A 19,311-nucleotide genomic window follows, 5' to 3' on the forward strand; every position below is an offset into this window, starting at 1 on the left:
TAAAAATAAAATCAAATGTATATTTAATAATTTTCGAGGATTTTTTTCTTGCCCCTCCCTAAGTCTATGGGAAACGAATACCGATTTGTCCCGGCAGCCAAGGTGCATCCTTGACTCCATCACCCTCATGTTCTCGGGATGCAAAGACTTTCACAAACGATTCCATCGATGTTCAACAAGTTTTCAATCTTTCCACTATCCTTATATTGACTTCCCTCTTTTTTCCTGTACACTTTTATATAGCGATACATTTTACGTAAGGTTGTGATCGAATGAACGAGATTGAATCTCGTGAATGGCAGAAGTGGCTTACACCGCTTGGGCGCGATCTTCACCTTGAGAAGGGAACGTACTTGTTTCAAGAAGGGGAAAAAGCAGACGACATTTACTATATCCAATCGGGGAAAATCCAAATCAGCAAAATGGACATGGACGGACGGGAGCTCGCGCTGCGCATTTGCAGCGAGGGCGATTTGATCGGCGAGCTGACGCTGTTTTGCCCTGGCGCCCGCTACATGCTGACGGCGAAAGCGCTCGAAGACAGCGTCGTTTCCGCCATTCCGCGCGAAAGGCTCGAACAAGAGCTCGCCAACAATCCGACGCTGGCGATCGAGCTCATGAAATGGATGAGCGTCCATTTCCGCAAAACGCAGACGAAATTCCGCGACTTGATTTTACACGGCAAAAAAGGAGCGCTCTATTCAACGCTCATCCGTCTGTGCAACAGCTACGGCGTGATGAAAGAAGACGGCATTTTGATCAACGTGCCGCTGACGAACCAAGAGCTCGCCAACTTTTGCGGCACCGCCCGTGAAGTCGTCAACCGCATGCTCGGCGACTTGCGGAAAAAAGGAGTCATCTCCGTGCAAAAAGGAAAAATTTGCGTCCACAACTTGCAATATTTGCGTGACGAAATCGCCTGCGAAGGCTGCCCGCCCGAGCTGTGCCGCATTGACTGACGGGCGGGTGCGGCAAAAAAAGGAGCTGACCCAAAAGAGCGGTAATGTTCCTATTTAGGGCGACATGGAAAAACAGGCCACCACGAAAAACCCGGTAAAACCAAGGGTTTCAGAGGTGGTCTCTTTCACATACTTCGGTTAAATTTCACCAAAAAGGGGGCTTTTGAGTCAGCCCCTTTTTGCTCTTTTCGGAGCAATCATTCACACCGCACCTTACTTCACTATATCGCGATCCATCCAACTCAGACGGCCATCGTCTCCATTAAAAAAGATAACAAAAAATGCGCAAATACACACCTCTCGCTGCCCTGTAGGCAAATACGATGTTTACTGATGATGATCGTTAAGAAAAGAAAACAAGCCCACAAACAAAAAAATCCCCCCTAGCGTTTTATAAGTGCTTATATATTCTTTTAACATTTGCAAATATTCTTGAGAATCCACAGATCCCCCCATGGATCGAACCCAGGATGAAGCAAAACGACTCCCTAATTCAGGACTATTTAACATCAACCACAATCCGATGAGAGAAAGAACGAGTGAAACAAACTTCATTTTGTTTGGACTTTTTAAAATATTCATTTTGCATCCCCCTTTTTAACTATCCGTTATGCTTAAACGAAACACAAAAAACAGAAGCAAGTTCCATCAGGAAACTTGCTTCAATATTTCTATAAATAACGGAACACAGAACATTACTCATAGTAATAAAAACATACCCCTACAGGCTTAGCAGCATATCCATACCCTACTTTAGAATCCCATCCAATAAGTGGGTCGTACCAAACTTCAAAGTTATAAACTTTGTAATACGGTCTAGCTATTATGGTATAGGTTTTTCCTGCTGGAACTTGAATTTGATAAGTGTCTGTAACTTCATAAGATTTTGTTACGTTAAATCCCAACGCTGCCGAAACTGTTTCAGCGCTTATATTTGTGTTCGATGACCATGTGGCAGAAACCCCTTGTTTTATAGACATGGTAGCTGTTGATGGTCCTTTAAAAGTAGATTGTCTTATTATTTCTGTTCCACATGCTTCACTAGTAGTAATGTTTTTTAGATAATAACCCGTTCCTAATTGTGGAGTCACCACAGGACGATCCCCTGGAAGGGATGACTCTTGTGCTTGAGTGTATGCGATTGAAACCCCAACTAGTTTTTTCCCTTTTGGTCCAGGAACAGAAGTTTCTAATCTTTTAAGAAATTCTAGGTCTGTTATTTCAACCACCTTGTTCCCGCTTTGAGATACGACCACACTCGATTCTTTCGCTCTATCTAAAAACCCATTTACTGTCACATTCGTCTTGCTACTGAGTGAACATCCTGCATTTGAAGTCCCTTCTTCGGCAGAAGCGATGATACTGCCACCCAGCAACAGACCGAAAACTAACGAAAAAGAAAGGATTGATTTGAGAAGATCTTTTATCATTATAACCTCTCTCCAATTACAAAAATTATGTCCTCCAAAAGCAGCCAAGCAACGCGATCTGCCCACTATCTCTAAGCGCGAAACATTTTGACGGCAACTATTCGCACCCCCTTTTTTTAACCTTTATTTTACAATTAGATTATATTTCGCCTTTACTAAAATTGTCAATAAAAATTTGAATTGTTTGTTTTTTTTGTCACATAAAGTAAGATTTTTAAGCTTTATCGAGTTGTTTTTTGGCTCATCACCAAATTTTGTGATTTAGTGACAAAAAAGAGAAAGCACTGACGAGATCCTGGCCATAATGTTAGCGGTGAAATCAACATTAAGGAAGTCTCGTAAGGGCTTTCGATACCACTAGGATTGCTAGAATTGAAAACGATTGATTTCCCACTCATGTTGAGTGACTTCCATGCGAACCACTGGGAAGTCGAACACTTGGCGAATGTCTACTTGAAGTGGATCGACATGTTCTAATTTTTATTTATTTGAGAGCGAGCATAGAAGAAGAGGTAGGCTTTTGAAACGACCCTTTGCAAAACCGTTACAAGGAATTCATGCCCATTTCACATCATGCTTGTGCAATGAAAAAGCAATACCGCCTAACCAAAAGAAAAAACCCCAAACGGTCATGGATGCCTCCCGTTTGGGGTTCGCTCAAGAGTAGAGCACGATCATCGCGATGAAAAAGTACGCCGCGTTGGCGATTTCCAGCATGCCAAGTTTCATGATCGGCAGCGACTTGCCATATAAATAGACGGCGCGGATGACGCTCGGCGCGTAGGCCAAGACGGCGAACGGCTCGCCGATGGCGATGAGGCCGACGATCAACAGGGCGTGGTAGCCCCATGACAGCCATTTGTACCGCTCGTTTTTCTTTTCGCGAATCATCGTTTTTACGTAAAACGTGCTGCCGATGAAAAAGAGGAAGGAAAACAGGGCGAGTTCAAACGCTTCGATCGTCAACGCCCCGCGTCCGGCGTAAAAGGCGGCGAGGCCGCCGATGCAAAACGCTGCGATGGCGGCTACATCATTCCAAAAGGCGCGATCGTTCTTTTTCTTGCTGTAGTACGTGTTCACCAAGAAAAACGGCACCATGGCGAGCCCGAAGTAGAAAAGCGCCGGCTGTTGCCAAAGAGAGACGGCAAGCGCCGCGGCGGCGATGGCACCATAGCGGGCGGCGGCGGGCACGTACGGCTCTTTCCGCTTCGTTTTCACCGCCATCAAGAGCGGATACGTCGCCAAATAGAGCGCAAGCCAGGCGACAAAGAGCGGCGCGTGAATCCACGAAAGCCCACCGGCGTACGCCCCGAGCCAAAACGGGATGATGAGCATCGCCCAGGCGCCGTGTTGTTTTGGCATCACCCATTTGCTTTTGTTCGCCATCCGTCTCATCCTCCGCTTACCGGTGGAATAAAGGCGACCGTGTCGCCGGCGTGAAGCGGCGCTTCGTCGCGGACATACTCCTCATTGACCGCGGTCATGACGCGCCCGAGCGAGACGCCATAGCGCTCTTCCACTTCGTCTTTCAGTTTTTTCACCGTTTCCGGAACATTCGGCCACATCACTTCCCGCTCGCCGATTTGCTCGCCCAAATGGGCGAAAAACAATAGACGGATCATTCCTCTTTCACCTCCGGTTTTCCGGACGGATACGCCGTTGTTTCCAACTGGTCGCCCACCCAGGCGCTTCCGTCCTCCCATTGCTCTTTTTTCCAAATCGGCACGATTTGCTTGATCCGCTCAATGGCATAGCGGTTCGCCTCATACGCTTCGGCGCGGTGCGGCGAGGAAACCGCGATGACGACGGCGATGTCGCCGATCTTAAGCCGCCCGATCCGGTGGGTGATGGCGGTTTTCGCCCCTGGCCATTTCTCCGCAATTTCCGCCCCGATTTGCGCGAGCATTTTCTCGGCCATCGACACGTACGCCTCATATTGCAAAAAGAGCGTCCTCTTGCCGTTCGTCCATTCGCGCACCGTGCCGGCAAAGACAGCGACCGCCCCCGCTTCCGGACGCATCACTTTTTTCATCACATCCTCGACCGAAATCGGCCGGTCGGTAATGGCAAACAACGGTTCTGTCATGTTCGTGTTCTCACCTCGTTCATGAGCCATGGAATATATTCGTCATCATCGGCCAGCGAAAACACCGGGTGCGCTAGCGGCCCTTCGAGCGGCTCCCAGGCGATGACGGCGCGGATGTTGGCGAGGTGCTGAAGCGACGCCCAATCTTCCCAAGTGCGGACGAGCACGACTTTCGGGTGCCGCTCTTGTTTGTAGCCTTCGACCAACACGAGATCGAGCCGAAGCGGCGCATAAAGCGCCAACACATCATCCAACCGCCACAACGGGCGGCGGAGATGAAGCTGCAAAAGCCCGTCTCCTTCCACCGCCGTTGCCACCGCCCCGGCCCGCTCATGGCGGACGGAATCGACGCCTTCCGGCCGCGCGGGCTCGCCGCCATGGCCGTGGTGCTTCACCGTCCCGACGCGCCATCCTTCCCGGACAGCGGCCGCCACCCATTTTTCCATAAGCGTCGTTTTGCCGCTATGTTTATAGCCGACGACTTGCCAGACGTTCATTCGCTTGACCCCTCATCGTCATCCAAAAGCCACACTTCCACCTCATCGCCAACCGCAAACCCTCTCGTTCCGCCCGGCAGCACCATCAAGGCGTTCGCAAAGGCAAGCGAGGTGACGATGTTCGACTTGTCCATGCCGACCGGCTTCACGACAAGCCGACCGTCAACCGCCTCGACCCGGCTGCGCACGAAGCGGGTGAACGGGTTCGGCTTCGGAAAATCGGCGCCAAGGGTGGCTTTCGCTTTTTTCAAATACGGCTTGGCCGAAAACAGCCGCGTGCGCACGACCGGGCGGACAAACAGTTCATAGCCGACGTAGCACGCCGACGGGTTTCCGGATAGACCGAACAGCAGCTTGCCATCAATCTCGGCGACGGTCGTCACGCTCCCCGGGCGCATGGCGATTTTGTTAAACAACACGTTCGCTCCGAGCCGCTTGTAAATGGCGGGCAAATAATCGAAATCCCCGACCGAGACGCCGCCGGTCGTAATGAGCATGTCCACTTGGTCGAGCGCCTGGCGCACGGCGTGAAAGCACGCGTCGAGGTCGTCGGCCAGCTGGCCGAAATAAATCGGCTCGGCGCCGCTTTTGAACACCTGCGCCTCGATCATGTAGGCGTTGCTGTTGCGGATTTTTCCCGGCACAAGCGGTTCAGAGACGTCGAGCAGTTCGCTTCCAGTCGCAAAAATGCCAATCCGCGGCTTTTTCGCCACCTTCACTTCGGCGTAGCCGAACGTCGCCAAGAGCGCCGCCACCCCGGGATTGATGCGCGTTCCTTTTTCGACAAGCGGCTGCCCTTTTTTCGCATCTTCCCCTTGAAACGAAATGTTGTCGCCAGGGCGGAACGGGCGTTTAATGGCCATATACGTTTTTCCATCCCGCTCGTACTGTTTGGCGAGCTCCAACATGACGACCGCATCGCATCCTTGGGGAATTTGCGCCCCGGTCATCAAGCGCACCGCTTGAAACGGGCCGACGGGCTGCTTCGCCACTTGCCCGGCGCCGATCGTTTCAATGACTTCAAACTCGACCGGATGGTCAAGTCCCGCTCCTTCCGAGTCGGCGGCGCGAATGGCAAATCCGTCATACGGCGAGCGGTCAAACGGCGGCACGTCATGGTCAGCACGCAAATCTTCGGCCAAATAGCGGCCATACGACTGGCGAAGCGGCACTGTTTCCTCTTCTCCCACTCCGGCATAACGCATCACCCGATCGATCGCTTCCGATACAGGAATCGGGGTTCGTCTTTCGACCATCTCTCTCTCTCCTTTCGATCATACGGCTGGCGGCAACCATATCGTTCTTTCAACGTTGTTGCCATTGTTGCAGCTGTTTTATGCCTTCTGCCAACTTTTCATCAACGACGCTCGCATCGGCAATATGCCGCAAAATCATCTCCCGCGTTTCGCCAAACAAAGCGGCGGACTGTTCGAGCTCTTTCCTCACTTTATCCGCATAGCGGTATTGTTCCTGAATATAGTTTAGCACGTCTTGGGCTCGATTTTCGACTTGATCGATCAGCTCCATCATCGCCGACCATTTGCGAGCTGTATGGATGCTCATTTGGACAACCGTTTCGATCAAAGATGAAATGGCTTCCGTTTGCTCTAGCGACCGCTCGATTTCCTGCTGCACGGCATCGGTTAGCTGGTGAATCGTTTCCGTGCTGTCCGCCGTATGCTCAGCCAATTTCCTCACTTCAGCGGCGACGACGGAAAACCCTTTGCCATGCTCCCCGGCGCGAGCGGCTTCGATCGAGGCGTTTAACGCGATCAAATTCGTCTGGCCAGCGATTTCTTTGATCACTTTCACAATTTGTTCAATTTCTTGCGAGCGGCCGCGCAACCGATGCATCGCGGCCGATGTCGTTTCCATCTCACTGCCGAGCCGCCCCATCGCCTGCTCCATTTCTTCCGACATGCGGATACCTTCTTTTGCGGCTGCGACCATCTGACCCGCCGTCTCCACCAACGCGTTCCCTTGTTCGCATAAACGGTCGGAAATCGCATATGATGACTTGCTGAGCGTACTGACATTATCAACCTTTTCTTTCGTTCGGTCAACCAGCTGGCCTAATACATGGTGTTGCCCGTTGACCACCTCATGCTGGTGAACGATTTCCTGCAACTCCCCGAGCAATCCTGCCACCGTCTCATGAATGGCTTCCTTTTGTCTCGTGAGCTCTTCTTTCATCTCAGCGAGTTGCCGCTCCAGTTCTGTTTTTTCCTCCTCCCACTGCCTTCCCTTCACCAACGCCCACATATCCGTCTCCCCTTTTCCTTCTCTTGATTGGCTTCTGTTGTCAACACGTTGTATGTTATCTGCTGAACATGTCCGTTCTCATCCACGAAAGCAGACACCGCCTCTGCAAAGAGTCAGCAGAAGTCTGCTTTTTTTCATTGTACGATAAAGAAGAAACGTGCTGTTGTGACGTTTATCACATGGATCGATGTCCACTTTTTTTTACGTATGTGAGATCCGTCACAACACCTTCGCGGAAAACACGGTATGCTGAAGCTGTAACGATTGGATCAATGGAGGGATGGATGAATGGAACAGCGGTTTACTGAACAATCATTGATTGGCGATATTGTTACTCAATTTCCGAAAGCAGCTGATTTGTTTAAAGCGCGGCGCATCGATTTTTGCTGCGGCGGACAGCGCCCGTTAAAAGAGGCCATCGAAGAGCGTGGACTGGATGGCGAAGCGCTCCTTCGCGAGCTGAACACCCTTTACGCGGAGGCGCAAAACAAGCCGACGGGAAACTGGAACGAAGCGCCGCTCGACGAACTCGTCGATCATATTGTAAGAACGCATCACCGCTATTTGAACGAGGAACTGCCGCAGCTCAGCCCATATGTCACGAAAGTGTTGCGCGTGCACGGCATGCACCATCCACATCTGTCCCAAGTGCATAAACGGTTCCATGAGTTAAAAACGGAGCTTGAGCAACACTTGATTAAAGAGGAAACGGGCGCATTCCCGCTCATTTTGCAATTTGCCGACAACCCATCGCCGGAAAACCGGGAAGCGGTCGAGCGAGCCGTCCGCGAACTGGTCAATGAACATGACGCAGCCGGCGATTTGATGAAAGAAATTCGCGACATCACCAACGACTTCACCCCGCCGGAAGATGCGTGCGGCACGTATCGGCTCGTCTACAGCCGGCTCGCGGCGCTTGAAGACGACTTATTTACGCACATCCATTTGGAAAACAATATCCTCTTCCCGCGCGTGTTGGCGGCGGTGAAGGTTTAAAGGAAGAAAGACGCCGATTCGCACTTCCGAAAACATAAACCAAAAACGGGATCGCTTCTTCTATGAAAAGAGCGCTCCCGTTTTTCTTCATCCCCCAATATACGACATTTCAATTTTCGGGCGCTGTTTCGCTGTCTCTGCCGTCCGTTCTTCTGAATAGCGGTCTGTCCGCTCGCTCCAGATGGCGGCGATCAGCGCCTTCAGCTCTTCTTTCCCCGCGCCGGCGCGCAGTTTGTCTTTCAACGACACGCCCTCAGAAGCAAACAAACACGTGTACAGCTTGCCATCGGCGGAAATGCGCGCCCTCGTGCAGCTCCGGCAAAACGTTTCCGTCACCGAGGCGATAAAGCCGACTTCTACGTTCGTGCCCGCGTACCGGTAGCGGCTCGCCACTTCGCCGAAGTACGCTTTTTCAACCGGTTCAAGAGGGTGCATGGCGTTGATTTGTTCATACATCTCTTTTTTCGTCACGACATGGGAGTAATCCCAGCCGTTCGTGGTGCCGACATCCATAAATTCAATCAAGCGGAGCGGAATGCCTTGTTCTTTGAAATAGGCCGCCATCGGCACGATTTGCGAGTCGTTCCACCCTTTTTTGACGACCATGTTCACCTTGACGCCGAGCCCCGCCGCCCGGGCGGCTTCGATGCCTTTCAACACCGGGGTGACGCCGACGCCGATGCCGTTCATTTTTCGGAAAATGTCATCATCCAACGCATCCAAGCTGACGTTGACGCGCTTCAACCCGGCTTCTTTCAGCCGCTGCGCCCATTTCACTAAATGGACGCCATTGGTCGTCAAGCCGATATCGCGCAGGCCGGGAATCGCAGACAGCCGCGCAACAAGCGCGTCCAAATCGCGCCTTAAGAGCGGCTCGCCCCCTGTCAGGCGGATTTTTTCGACGCCCAGCTCGACAAAGCATTCCGATAGAAGCGCCATTTCCTCGACCGTCAACAGCTCGCCTTCCGCCAAAAAGCGAAAATTCGGCCCGAACACTTCGGCCGGCATGCAATAGACGCAGCGAAAATTGCATTGGTCGATCACTGATAACCGCAAGTCGCGAAGCGGGCGGGACAGGCGGTCCATGACGTTCGTTCGGTTGCGCTCGCTCATCGCGCTCCCTCCTTTCTGTTTCGTTCGCCTCATGATGTTGCCAGGCGGCTTTTTTTATTCCCGTAAACGACCGAGTTTCGTCGCAAAGACCAATAAACTGAATGACAATCCGATCGTGACCGCCACCCATGCCCACGCTAACTCCATTCGCCCCGATTCCATGGCCATATAGACGGCGGTCGGGATCGTTTGCGTTTTTCCTGGAATATTGCCGGCAAACATGAGTGTTGCGCCAAACTCCCCGAGGCTGCGGGCAAACGACAGCACTGCCCCGGATAATAACGCGTGTCTGGCAAGCGGCAGCGAAATATGCCAAAACACTTGGCGCTCATTCGCCCCATCGATGCGCGCCGCCCCTTCAATGGTTGGATCGACCGCTTCGAGCCCGGTTTTGGCCGCCTGATACATGAGCGGGAATGACACGACCACGGCGGCCATCACCGCGGCACCGGGCGTAAACAGTACGGTCGTATGAAATGACGTTTCGATCCACTGGCCGATGGGGCTATGTCGGCCAAACAAGACGACGAGCAAAAAACCGACGACCGACGGCGGCAACACGAGCGGCAACATAAACACCGTCTCCACCACTGTCTTGCCGCGAAACCGGCGGCGCGCCATCCGCCTCGCCGCCGCTGTCCCTAAGACCGCGACAATCAAGCCGGCGAGGAGCGATACTTTGATCGATAACCAAACCGGTGACCAAAACGATGTCATAGGTCAGCCTCTCTTTGTTCCATCTCCATCCTACTATACGAAAACGAGCAGGCAAACGCTGTGACACTGCTCACATTGATTGTATCATATGGGAGGGGAAATCCGGGTTAGAAAAATTTGTGACAACCTGCACAAAAAAAGTGACAAACGGTGATTTTTTTCACTCTGTCCTTACTGTGATGTTTTTTACAATAGAAGTAGCCGAACAAATGGAGGTGTCAATCATGGAACGGCAAAGCCAACTAGTGGAGAAACGCGATTTTTCCCTCTTGCGCTCATGGCTGCAATCGTCGAAAAAAGTGATTCCGTTGCGCAAGCACTCCTTTTTGTTCCAAGAAGGGATGCCGGCCAATGAATTGTATTTGATCCTCTCTGGCAAAGTGCAAGTAAGCAAAATTTGTCCGGACGGAAAAGAAATGTGCTTCCGCATTTGCGGAAGCGGGGAAATCGTTGGTGAATTGACACTGTTTACGAACGATGCACACTACTTGTTGACAGCCAAGGTAATAGAGCCAGGCGAAGCGGCAGTCATAAACAAAGAGGAACTGGAACAGCAGCTGCTGATCAATCCGCCCCTTACCTTTGAATATATGCGCTGGATGAGCAAGCATGCCCGGCGGACACAGACGAAATTCCGCGATTTGATTATGAACGGAAAAAAAGGGGCGCTCTATTCGACGCTCATTCGCCTTTGCAACAGTTATGGCGTCTCGCTTGAAGATGGAAGCATTTTGATCGACGTCGCATTGAAAAACCAAGATTTAGCCAACTTTTGCGGCACAACGCGCGAAAGCGTTAATCGGATGCTCAACGCCTTGAAACAGAAAGGGATCATCTCGATGGGGCGGGGGAAAATTACGGTTCATGATTTAAACTATTTGAAAGCGGAAATCCAATGCGAAGACTGTCCGCCGGATATTTGTTGCATTGAGTGAGCGGCGCACCGTAGTTAGGAGTCTGTCTGATCGTTCCCCTTCGATACACAGCAACGACCAAGCCATTTTGGCGCGCTGATTAGAAGAGCGCCCGACCGACCGTTGTTCGCGGCCTGCCGGACGCTCTCTTTTTTTCGATTGTGATGCGAATCACTTCTTTTTCTTTTCACCGCCGTATAATAAGAGCTATAGGGCTTTAGGCGGCTATCTCCCGTTTAGGGAAATGGGGAAACATTAATGTCCGCTTGTTTCTGAGCCGTCGTCTTCGCCCGTTTCGGTCACTTTCAGCATGGCGACGGCTCCTTTTTGTGCATGGTTAAACTGATGAGTGACGATCGGGTATGTTCCCGATTTGCGCCGTCATTTCAACGCGGACATCATGCGGGCCGATCCGCTCCATTTTCAACGGCACCGGTGCTTGGTTCACTCCTTTATGCGCCGCTGACATGTTCGTAGCAGACTGTTGCGTAGTTGCCGCTGTTCCGTTTTTATTTTCCGCCTTTGCCTCTCCTCCTCCCCCGTTGCTGCATGCGGCCAGAAGCGAAGCGGCTAACGCGGCGGACAATAACGAAGACATCCTTCGTTTCATCGTTCTCCCCCCTTAGATGATTTGATTTACACCTTTAACGTACGGCATTTTCACTTCTTCCCTGGTGATTTGTATCACCAACAGACAGCCATGTTTGAATGATTTGTGAAATAATGAGCAATATATTTTAATCATGTAACAATAGTGAAACGCATACTCACATTGAATAACAGAAAAACACGCCCAAATAAAAAAAGAGGCTAAAAGCAAACAAGCTTTCAGCCTCTCTATACGGTATTCCATTCAAGAAGCGAACCGGTTCGCCGGTTCGCCGGCTTTTTTGCCAAATACGAGCCGGTTCAGCAAGAAGCAAATAAGGGTAAACAAGCTAAGGAGCAGAAAACCGAGCACGTACGAACCTGTTGCATCTTTAATGATCCCCATGACAATCGGCGGAAAAAAGCCGCCAAGTCCGCCCCAGGCGCCGACAAGGCCGGTGACGGCGCCCGTTTCGGCTGGGAACAGCTGCGGCACGAGTTTGAACACCGCACCGTTGCCCAGCCCAGACATCACGGCCACAAACAAACAAGCCGCTGTCATCACCCAAATATTTTCCATTCCAAACGCGATCACCAACGCGCCGATTGTCATTCCAGCGTAGACGAACGTCAACACCCGTTCAGCTCCGATTTTATCGCCAAGATAGCCGCCGACTGGCCGCGCGAGCGTAGCGAGTACAGTAAACCCAGCCGCGCGCATCCCAGCATCCACTGGCGTCAACCCATACAAGTCAACGAGCAGCGACGGCAAGTAAATGCCGAAAGCGACAAACGCCCCGAACGTAACAAAGTAAAAGAGCGACAACGTCCACGTATGTTTATATTTCAATACCGACAGCGATTCACGCACCGTTTTTTGTTGTTTCGGTTTCGGCATATCCGGTGTGAAAAACCAAACGAGAACGAGCATGACGACAACCGGAATGATCATCCCCCAAAAAGCCCAAGGCACACCAAACGCTGCGGCAATCGATGGAACGGAAAACGCAGCAACCGCCGTGCCGAAGTTGCCCATCGCGTTAATCCCAAGCGCCGTCCCTTGCTTTTCCGGCGGAGTCAAGCGGGAAACGAACGTCACCGAAATGGCGAACGACGTTCCGGCCATGCCGATGAAAAACGCCCAAAACAGAAGCATCGCATACGAATCTGCAAACCCTGCGCCAACAAGCGGAATGACAAGAAACAAGAGCAGCAGCGAAAACAGCCTGCGCCCGCCGATCCGGTCCGTCCAAATGCCAAGCGGCAAACGCATGATCGAGCCAAGCAGCACCGGAATGGCGACCAAAATGCTTTTTTGCGTCGATGTCAGCCCGTACATTTGCTGAAACGTACTCGCAAGCGGCGAAAACACGGCCCACACGGCGAATGAAAACATCATGGCGAACGTCGTAATCGGCAGCAGCGCCTTTTGTTTATTCATGAAAAGCCCCTCCCAAACTTTCAAAATTTGTGACGTTGTTTGTACTTCCATCATACGCAGGAGAAGGAAACGGATTTGTGAGGTTGATCACATTCTTGCCTGTTGTCACCATTTTGCCACAAGCGTTGTCACGGTTTTGTCACATCCAAAAAAAGAAAAAGCCCGTCCCCAAAAGGAACGGACACGATTTGGCAGAACGTTTTTCACATACGAACGATAAGAAACGCTGTTGGGCGCACACATCTCTTCCGCCCCGTCTACGGCAAACAACTTGTTTTCTCACCCACTCGCCCGTATCTCCTGCCTCATAAACAACCAATACGCGATCGCAAAGCAGATGAGGGTGGCGGCAATGAGCGCGGTCGCCTGCGGCCAAATGAGCAGCAAACTTTGCGAGAACGGCAAGGGGGCCGCAACAGCGCCGGCCGTTTGCTCCACCGTGACGATCCCTAGCGTTCGGACGTCCGGCGAAAGCAAGGCGGTTGTTGATTCATTGAACAAGTAGCTCGGCGACAATCTCATGAGACCAAGCACCAACTCTTGACGGCCGACCGCCTGCTCGACGGACGTAATGGCGTCAGACTGCAAAAACGATTTCGCAAATACTTCCACGATCATCGAGTAGAAAAGATTGAAAAACAGCCAAACGGCCATCGACGACAACGCGGATGTCGCCGCCTGGCGGAAGACGACGGAAAACAAAATGCCGAGATTCAGCCAAAAGGCGATATACACAAGACATAACAACAAAAAGCAGACCATGCGGGCAAACTCTTCGAAAGTAGGCGGAATCCCCAAGACCAAAATGCCCAACGCCATCACGAGCAGGCCGAGCGAAAGAAACAAAACAGCATTCAACAACAGCGCAGCGACAAACTTGCCGTTGATCACATAATCGCGCGGAATCGGCTGGGCCATGAGCCGGCTTAACGTCCCCCGATTCCGCTCCGAATTGATGGCGTCAAATCCAAGGGCGATGCCGAGCAGCGGCCCGAGAAAGCTGACAAACGTCAGAAACGAAGGCAACGTTCCGTCCGAGACGGTGAATAATTTTAGAAACAAGTAGGCGCCTTTCGCGATTTCCTTGGCCTCTTCCGAGGAATCCAACGCGTCCCGGATTGTCGTCATCGCCGTATACAGCGAGCCGAAGCAAGTAAGCAAGATGAGGGCGATTAAAATGATCATGCGCCAACTCGTCAAATAATCGGCCAGTTCTTTTTTGACAATGGCCGAAAAGGCGCTGTTTGCCCCTCTTGCTCGTTTCTTCTCATCAAGCGCACCCACCTTCAGCCGTTCGCTCCATCTTTTCACATATGAAAAAACATCGTTTGCCCATCGCTCTTCCTTACTGGCCTTCACGTACATCCCTCCCTTCAAAATAGCGGTGATAAATCTCATCAAGTCCAAAATCCCGCCGGCTGAGATGGAACAGCGAAGATCCTGATTCGATGATCGTCTGGCTGATGGCGGCGCTCACATCCGTTTGGCAATACACATCCCATCCATCTTCCGTTTGCTCCACTTTATTGACGCCCGGAATCGCCTCGATTTTGGACCGTAAGGAAGCGTCAAGCGGCGAAGCAACCACATGGATGACATAGGCATCCTGCAAAAACAGCTGTTGCGCCAGGCGTTCGATATTCCCTTCGGCCAACAATCGGCCGCCCACGAACAAGCCGACTCGGTCGCAAATTTTCTGCACATGGTGCAATTGGTGCGAGGACAGCAGGACCGTGATGCCTTCATGGCGGCTCAAATCGCGGATCAGCCGAAGCAGCTCGCGCACTCCCTCAGGGTCGATGCCCAACGTCGGCTCATCCAAAATGATCACTTCCGGGCGCTTCATCAACACATCGGCCAAGCCGAGCCGCTGCCTCATTCCCCGCGAGTATTTCCCCGCTTTTTTATGGGCCGCATCGGTCAAATTCACCTTCTCGAGCAGCTCCCACGCTCGCTTTTCCGCCTCGGCGCGAGGAATGCCGTTTAACGCCGCCGTATACAGCAAGTTCTCCAAGCCTGTCATGTGATGGTAAAACCCGACATCATCCGGCAAGTACCCGACTTTCCGTTTAACGTCAATGGGATTTCGCACTGGATCGATCCCGCATACCCTAACCATGCCGGACGTCGGCTCGGTGAGCCCGAGCATCATCAAAATCGTCGTCGTCTTTCCGGCCCCGTTCGGGCCAAGAAGCCCAAAAATTTCCCCTTTTTGAATGGAAAGCGACAAATGGTCAACCGCCCGATGGTCGCCATACGTTTTGCACAAGTTGTCAAGCTCGATGACAGCGGGTGCTGCCATGCTTACCTCCTCCCGTATGTTTTGATTAAATAGTACAGCCCTCCGGCCACCCCTGCAATGATCAGCAGGGCGACAATCCCCCAAAGCGTTGACGTTTTGACAGAGACGCGGAACGCCGCCTCCGCCGATGTTTCCGCCGTTTGCGCCTGGAAGTTGACGACATAATCCCCGGCGATCGCTTCATCCGACGCTTTCACTTTCGCCTTGACTGTTTTGGAATCGCCCGGGTTCAGCTGGGCGATCGTGCTTTGATCGAATTCCACTTCCCAATTAGGCGGAGCGTCAGCCGTCATATTGATGTTCAAAAGCGGAGCGCTTCCGGTGTTTTTGACGACAAGATCGATCACCCGTTCATGCCCCGCCGTCACATCGGTGCTCAAATTTCCTGACGGCGTCGTCAGCTTGAGCTCATACGTGCCCGTAATAACCGCTTCTAACGTCAGCTCAGCCGACGTATCGCTCGTTTGCGCTTTGATCGGGATTTTGTACGTGCCCGCTTTCACATTTTCCGGCGGTTTGACCTCGACGGTAATGTCTCTTGATTCGTTCGGCTCGAGTTTCACCGACGTAACGGAATTGCCTTCCGATTTGAACGTGACTTGCCATCCTTTTTCGGCTGCCGAACTTAACGCGTAATTTTGCGTCTTGGCGGTTCGGTTTTTCAGCGTGACATCATACGTGAAGCTCGAATCCCCGTGCCCCTCGAGGTTCGTTTGTTCCGACGTCAGTTCCGTTTTAAACGATCCTTGTTCCGTCACGCGGACAAGCAGCGGCAATTTCGATGAACCACTGTCCCCTTTCGCGACGAGCCAAAAGCGGTAATCCCCCTTGTCGACATCCAGCGGCACGGTCACTTCCAACGTGACCTGTTCTTCTTTTCCGCCTCTTACGGACAGCTGCTCAATTGTTCTCCCCTCAGCGGTCATCGACGTCGACCATCCTTTCGGCAGACTGTCAAACGAGAACGTGACATTTTCAATCGCCGAGCCGTTGTTGATGACATTGACCGTATAGTCGATCGTTTCCCCGGGTGTCACCGAAAGCCCGGTGTATGGCGTGAAGAGAACAACACCGCTTGTCGCCGCTGCCGGGCGGATCGGAAGAAGAAGCGAAAAGAGAGTCAAGATCATGGCGAACATCATGATGATCCTGCTTTGCACGACATTCACTCCCTCCTTCTGTTTTCACTTCGTATACGCCAGAAATGGATCAATGGATTTGTTTTGCAGGAGAAAAATTCAGTTGTAGAATAGATGCAGAGCAACCATTCCAAGCATGCGTCGGGAGGTGGGCAAGATGGAAGACCGACGGGAAGACCTCGAACTGCTCGAGAAGATCGCCGAAGGCTCGCGCGCCGCCTTTGACCGTTTTTACGAAAAATACGCTCCGATGGTCTATCATATCGCTCTTCGGATCGTCGGCGACGAGGTGGAGGCGGAAGATGTCAGCCACGATGTGTTTCTCGAAATCTTGCAAAAACCGCATCAATTCGACCCGAAACGGGGAACCGTTCAAGCCTTTCTTGCCGTGAAAACGAAAAGCCGGTCGCTCGACCGCCTGCGCAAGAAACGGGATCTTTTAGTGAGCCGCCTTGAGGAAGCAGCTTTAACAGAAAAGGGGGCGGAATTTGATTTTCTCCGCCAACTGGAACAACAAGTCATCATAGACGCTTTAACCCATCTCCCCGAGGAGCAGCGGCAAGCGATCATTCACTTTTACTTTCATGGGGAAACACAGCGGGAAATCGCCGCCGCGATGAACAAACCGTTAGGCTCCGTCAAGTCGCTCATCCGCTACGGCTTGCGCAATTTGCGGAAACAAAAAGAGCTGTTCCACTGGATGGGGGCTGGCAGAGGTGAAGAACAGCATGAAGCATAGCCATATTTCGGAAGCAAAAATCGTGGACTGGCTGTTAGGCATGCTGCCAGAGCAAGAAAAAGAAGACGTGTCCAACCATCTAAAGCAGTGCCTTGAATGCCAACGCTTGCTTGAAGCGTGGAAAAACATCGGGCTTAAGGAGGAAGCTCAATATAAAGCACCTCCCCTTTCTCATAAAGAGCGAATTTGGGCCCAAGCAGAAGCGCAAAAACAAACGAAGCGGATGCGGCGCGGTCTCCGCATGGCAGGCGGGTGGATCGGTGCAGCTTTGGCCGTTTTCCTTTTCACCTTGCGCCTTTCCGCTCCCAGCGACGGACCAGCCGCTTCCCATGACCGATCGGATGAGCCATATCGATACCAGATTGTCGAACAACATACCGACATTCCGATCGAGCGAATCATCCATAATCCCAAAACGAAACAAATTCCGATTGAGCCATCGGCGCTCTTTCAACAGATGGACGGCACGATTTGGCTCAATGACGATACGAAGGAAATGTTGATGGAAATTGAAGGGCTGCCGCCGTTTGCGGCCCGCGATTATCAATTGTGGATCATTTACACCAACAACGAGGTCAAAGGGGAACTGTTGACGATCCGCCACGGAGCGGCGCGCATTTTGATCACCGGCGAGGATGTCAAACAGTTCAAGCAAATTAAAGCGAGCCTCGAACCAAAAGGGGGAAGCGCGGCGCCGACCGGGCCCGAGACCTTTATAGTCGAGTTGAACCACGAATGATCTTTCAACAAAAATGGGGAAGGGCGCCTGCTCCTCCCCCGTATGTTTTGAACACACATCCAACATCCGCCGCATGCGCCCGGGCAACCGTCTCACGAACGCCGTAGCGCCGTCATTTTAAGCGGCCGTTTTTCACCGCCCTCTTACCGTTGGCTTCGCTCTTTTGTCCGCAGCGCCTTTGGAATGTAAACACAATACGGCTCGCTTTCCAAATAGTCGCCCGTTACAGCGTAAGCGCGTGAACGAGAGCCGCCGCACACATATCGGAACTCGCAGACGCCGCATTTTCCTTTATATTTGTCCGGATTGCGCAAGTCTTGGAAAATCGGCGAGTGTCGGTAAATGTCCGCCAGCGGCGTTTCCCGGACGTTCCCGGCTTTGACCGGCAGCAGCCCGCTCGGATAGACGTCGCCAATATGGGAAATAAAGACGAAACCGTTGCCGTCGTTTACTCCTTTCGGCGCGCGGCCGAGCCCGTCGACTTGTCCGGTCAACCCTTGGTTCAACACATCTTCGTAACGGATGCCGCCTTTTGTCGCTTTTCCTTCGCGCATTTTCGCCTGCAGCACAACGCGGCGGTAATGCTGGCCGGCTGTCGTTTTAATGTCAAACGGAACGCGCTTGCTCGTTTCATACAACCAGCGGAACACCCGCTCATGCTCGATGGGGGAAATCATGTCCTCCTCCTTCCCCCTGCCTGTCGGCACAAGGAAAAAGACGCTCCAAAGGACGCATTTCAGCTTCTCAACCAATTCCGCCATTTCATCAAGCACATGAACGTTGTATCGCGAAATGACGGTGTTGATTTGCACGGGAATGTCGAGCTCATGCAAGTATTGAATCGCACGGATCGTCAAATCAAACGAGCCGCTCACGCCGCGGAAATGGTCGTGAATCTCGGCGTTCGGCCCGTCAAGGCTGAACGCCCAGCGCGACAGACCGACCTCTTTTGCTTTGCGGATCGCCTCTTTCGTCACGTTCGGCGTCGCGCTTGGCGTCATTGACACGCGCAGCCCTTTATCGATCGCATATTTCGCTAAATCGTACACATCCGGACGCATGAGCGGATCGCCGCCCGTAAAGACGAGCATCGGCTGATCCATCTCGTAAATCTCATCGATCAGTTTTTTCCCTTCCTCAAACGTCAACTCGCGCGGATCGCGATGGTATTGCGCTTCAGCGCGGCAATGAAGGCACTTGAGTTGGCACGCCCGTGTCAACTCCCAAATGACGATAAACGGGTTTTTATTGAAATCGTGCATCCAATTCCCTCCTTGGCCTCCATTGTACCGCAACATTCAGGCGCGTTATGTGATATCGATCACATCCACAGCAAAGCCACAACAGAGGGCGATCGTACCATGGGCGAAGATGACAGCCATCTGAACA

Annotated in this window: 21 protein-coding genes; 5 read left to right on the forward strand and 16 right to left on the reverse strand. The window is 52.2% G+C overall.

The genetic code is table 11. From position 1 onward, the window contains the following. Nucleotides 1–272: 272 nt before the first annotated feature. On the forward strand, nt 273–959 hold the full coding sequence (locus tag CWI35_RS06255) for a Crp/Fnr family transcriptional regulator (RefSeq protein ID WP_119877593.1): 687 nt from the start codon (nt 273–275) through the stop codon (nt 957–959). Between the two features lie 327 nt (nt 960–1,286). Here CWI35_RS06255 and CWI35_RS06260 read toward each other — a convergent pair whose 3' ends face one another. The 8 genes from CWI35_RS06260 to CWI35_RS06295 form a co-directional block, all read right to left on the reverse strand. Then, the gene (locus tag CWI35_RS06260; RefSeq protein WP_013146091.1) at nt 1,287–1,541 is read right to left on the reverse strand and encodes a hypothetical protein; all 255 of its coding nucleotides are present in this window, start codon (nt 1,539–1,541) and stop codon (nt 1,287–1,289) included. 113 nt (nt 1,542–1,654) lie between these two features. Next, nucleotides 1,655–2,389 carry a DUF6426 family protein gene (locus tag CWI35_RS06265; RefSeq protein WP_013146092.1) on the reverse strand — a complete coding sequence of 245 codons (735 nt, stop codon included), beginning with the start codon at nt 2,387–2,389 and terminating at the stop codon, nt 1,655–1,657. Nucleotides 2,390–3,046: 657 nt separating this feature from the next. Then, on the reverse strand, nt 3,047–3,775 hold the full coding sequence (locus tag CWI35_RS06270) for a YwiC-like family protein (protein WP_023633821.1): 729 nt from the start codon (nt 3,773–3,775) through the stop codon (nt 3,047–3,049). Between the two features lie 5 nt (nt 3,776–3,780). Beyond that, nucleotides 3,781–4,011 (reverse strand): molybdopterin converting factor subunit 1, encoded by a 231-nt coding sequence (moaD, locus tag CWI35_RS06275; RefSeq protein WP_047757638.1) that lies wholly within the window; start codon nt 4,009–4,011, stop codon nt 3,781–3,783. Next, nucleotides 4,008–4,475 (reverse strand): molybdenum cofactor biosynthesis protein MoaE, encoded by a 468-nt coding sequence (locus CWI35_RS06280; RefSeq protein WP_033027975.1) that lies wholly within the window; start codon nt 4,473–4,475, stop codon nt 4,008–4,010. Before CWI35_RS06280 ends, moaD begins: the two co-directional genes overlap by 4 nt. Beyond that, nucleotides 4,472–4,972: a molybdopterin-guanine dinucleotide biosynthesis protein B gene (gene mobB / locus CWI35_RS06285; protein ID WP_021321985.1), complete on the reverse strand. Its 501-nt coding sequence runs from the start codon at nt 4,970–4,972 to the stop codon at nt 4,472–4,474. Before mobB ends, CWI35_RS06280 begins: the two co-directional genes overlap by 4 nt. Continuing rightward, entirely contained in the window at nt 4,969–6,228 is a 1,260-nt protein-coding gene (locus tag CWI35_RS06290; protein ID WP_020279768.1) for a molybdopterin molybdotransferase MoeA, read from the reverse strand. The genes mobB and CWI35_RS06290 overlap by 4 nt, the downstream gene beginning before the upstream one ends. 49 nt (nt 6,229–6,277) lie before the next feature. Continuing rightward, nucleotides 6,278–7,234, reverse strand: coding sequence for a methyl-accepting chemotaxis protein (locus tag CWI35_RS06295; RefSeq protein ID WP_020279769.1), 957 nt, complete (start codon nt 7,232–7,234; stop codon nt 6,278–6,280). Between the two features lie 288 nt (nt 7,235–7,522). On the opposite strand from CWI35_RS06295, the gene ric reads away from it, so the two are divergent. Next, nucleotides 7,523–8,230, forward strand: coding sequence for an iron-sulfur cluster repair di-iron protein (gene ric / locus CWI35_RS06300; RefSeq protein ID WP_020279770.1), 708 nt, complete (start codon nt 7,523–7,525; stop codon nt 8,228–8,230). Nucleotides 8,231–8,317: 87 nt separating this feature from the next. On the opposite strand, the gene moaA is transcribed toward ric, so the two are convergent. Beyond that, nucleotides 8,318–9,343 (reverse strand): GTP 3',8-cyclase MoaA, encoded by a 1,026-nt coding sequence (moaA, locus tag CWI35_RS06305; protein ID WP_023633815.1) that lies wholly within the window; start codon nt 9,341–9,343, stop codon nt 8,318–8,320. A gap of 54 nt (nt 9,344–9,397) precedes the next feature. Then, nucleotides 9,398–10,060, reverse strand: a complete 663-nt coding sequence (gene modB / locus CWI35_RS06310; RefSeq protein WP_023633814.1) for a molybdate ABC transporter permease subunit — start codon at nt 10,058–10,060, stop codon at nt 9,398–9,400. Between the two features lie 224 nt (nt 10,061–10,284). Here modB and CWI35_RS06315 point away from each other — a divergent pair, with 224 nt between their 5' ends. Beyond that, a complete protein-coding gene (locus CWI35_RS06315; protein ID WP_062898464.1) occupies nt 10,285–10,995 on the forward strand; it encodes a Crp/Fnr family transcriptional regulator in 711 nt (236 codons plus the stop codon). 316 nt (nt 10,996–11,311) lie between these two features. Here CWI35_RS06315 and CWI35_RS18545 read toward each other — a convergent pair whose 3' ends face one another. The 5 genes from CWI35_RS18545 to CWI35_RS06340 form a co-directional block, all read right to left on the reverse strand. After that, nucleotides 11,312–11,584 carry a hypothetical protein gene (locus CWI35_RS18545; protein ID WP_062898463.1) on the reverse strand — a complete coding sequence of 91 codons (273 nt, stop codon included), beginning with the start codon at nt 11,582–11,584 and terminating at the stop codon, nt 11,312–11,314. 243 nt (nt 11,585–11,827) lie between these two features. After that, nucleotides 11,828–13,003: an MFS transporter gene (locus CWI35_RS06325; RefSeq protein ID WP_062898462.1), complete on the reverse strand. Its 1,176-nt coding sequence runs from the start codon at nt 13,001–13,003 to the stop codon at nt 11,828–11,830. 279 nt (nt 13,004–13,282) lie between these two features. After that, a complete protein-coding gene (locus CWI35_RS06330) occupies nt 13,283–14,362 on the reverse strand; it encodes an ABC transporter permease (protein WP_023633804.1) in 1,080 nt (359 codons plus the stop codon). Beyond that, on the reverse strand, nt 14,349–15,305 hold the full coding sequence (locus CWI35_RS06335; RefSeq protein WP_023633803.1) for an ABC transporter ATP-binding protein: 957 nt from the start codon (nt 15,303–15,305) through the stop codon (nt 14,349–14,351). The genes CWI35_RS06330 and CWI35_RS06335 overlap by 14 nt, the downstream gene beginning before the upstream one ends. A gap of 2 nt (nt 15,306–15,307) precedes the next feature. After that, nucleotides 15,308–16,474: a COG1470 family protein gene (locus tag CWI35_RS06340; protein ID WP_033845519.1), complete on the reverse strand. Its 1,167-nt coding sequence runs from the start codon at nt 16,472–16,474 to the stop codon at nt 15,308–15,310. A 127-nt stretch (nt 16,475–16,601) separates the two neighbouring features. Here CWI35_RS06340 and CWI35_RS06345 point away from each other — a divergent pair, with 127 nt between their 5' ends. Both CWI35_RS06345 and CWI35_RS06350 read left to right on the forward strand, forming a co-directional pair. After that, complete coding sequence (locus tag CWI35_RS06345) at nt 16,602–17,183, forward strand: sigma-70 family RNA polymerase sigma factor (protein WP_033845520.1); 582 nt, start codon at nt 16,602–16,604, stop codon at nt 17,181–17,183. After that, nucleotides 17,173–17,922 (forward strand): anti-sigma factor, encoded by a 750-nt coding sequence (locus CWI35_RS06350; protein WP_119877594.1) that lies wholly within the window; start codon nt 17,173–17,175, stop codon nt 17,920–17,922. Before CWI35_RS06345 ends, CWI35_RS06350 begins: the two co-directional genes overlap by 11 nt. Before the next feature lie 143 nt (nt 17,923–18,065). Here CWI35_RS06350 and CWI35_RS06355 read toward each other — a convergent pair whose 3' ends face one another. Further along, the gene (locus CWI35_RS06355) at nt 18,066–19,184 is read right to left on the reverse strand and encodes a TIGR04053 family radical SAM/SPASM domain-containing protein (RefSeq protein WP_014195094.1); all 1,119 of its coding nucleotides are present in this window, start codon (nt 19,182–19,184) and stop codon (nt 18,066–18,068) included. Nucleotides 19,185–19,311: the final 127 nt, after the last annotated feature.

Origin of the sequence: [Bacillus] caldolyticus (assembly GCF_003595605.1) — a bacterium.
In the GTDB taxonomy this organism is placed as follows: Bacteria; Bacillota; Bacilli; order Bacillales; family Anoxybacillaceae; genus Geobacillus; species Geobacillus thermoleovorans.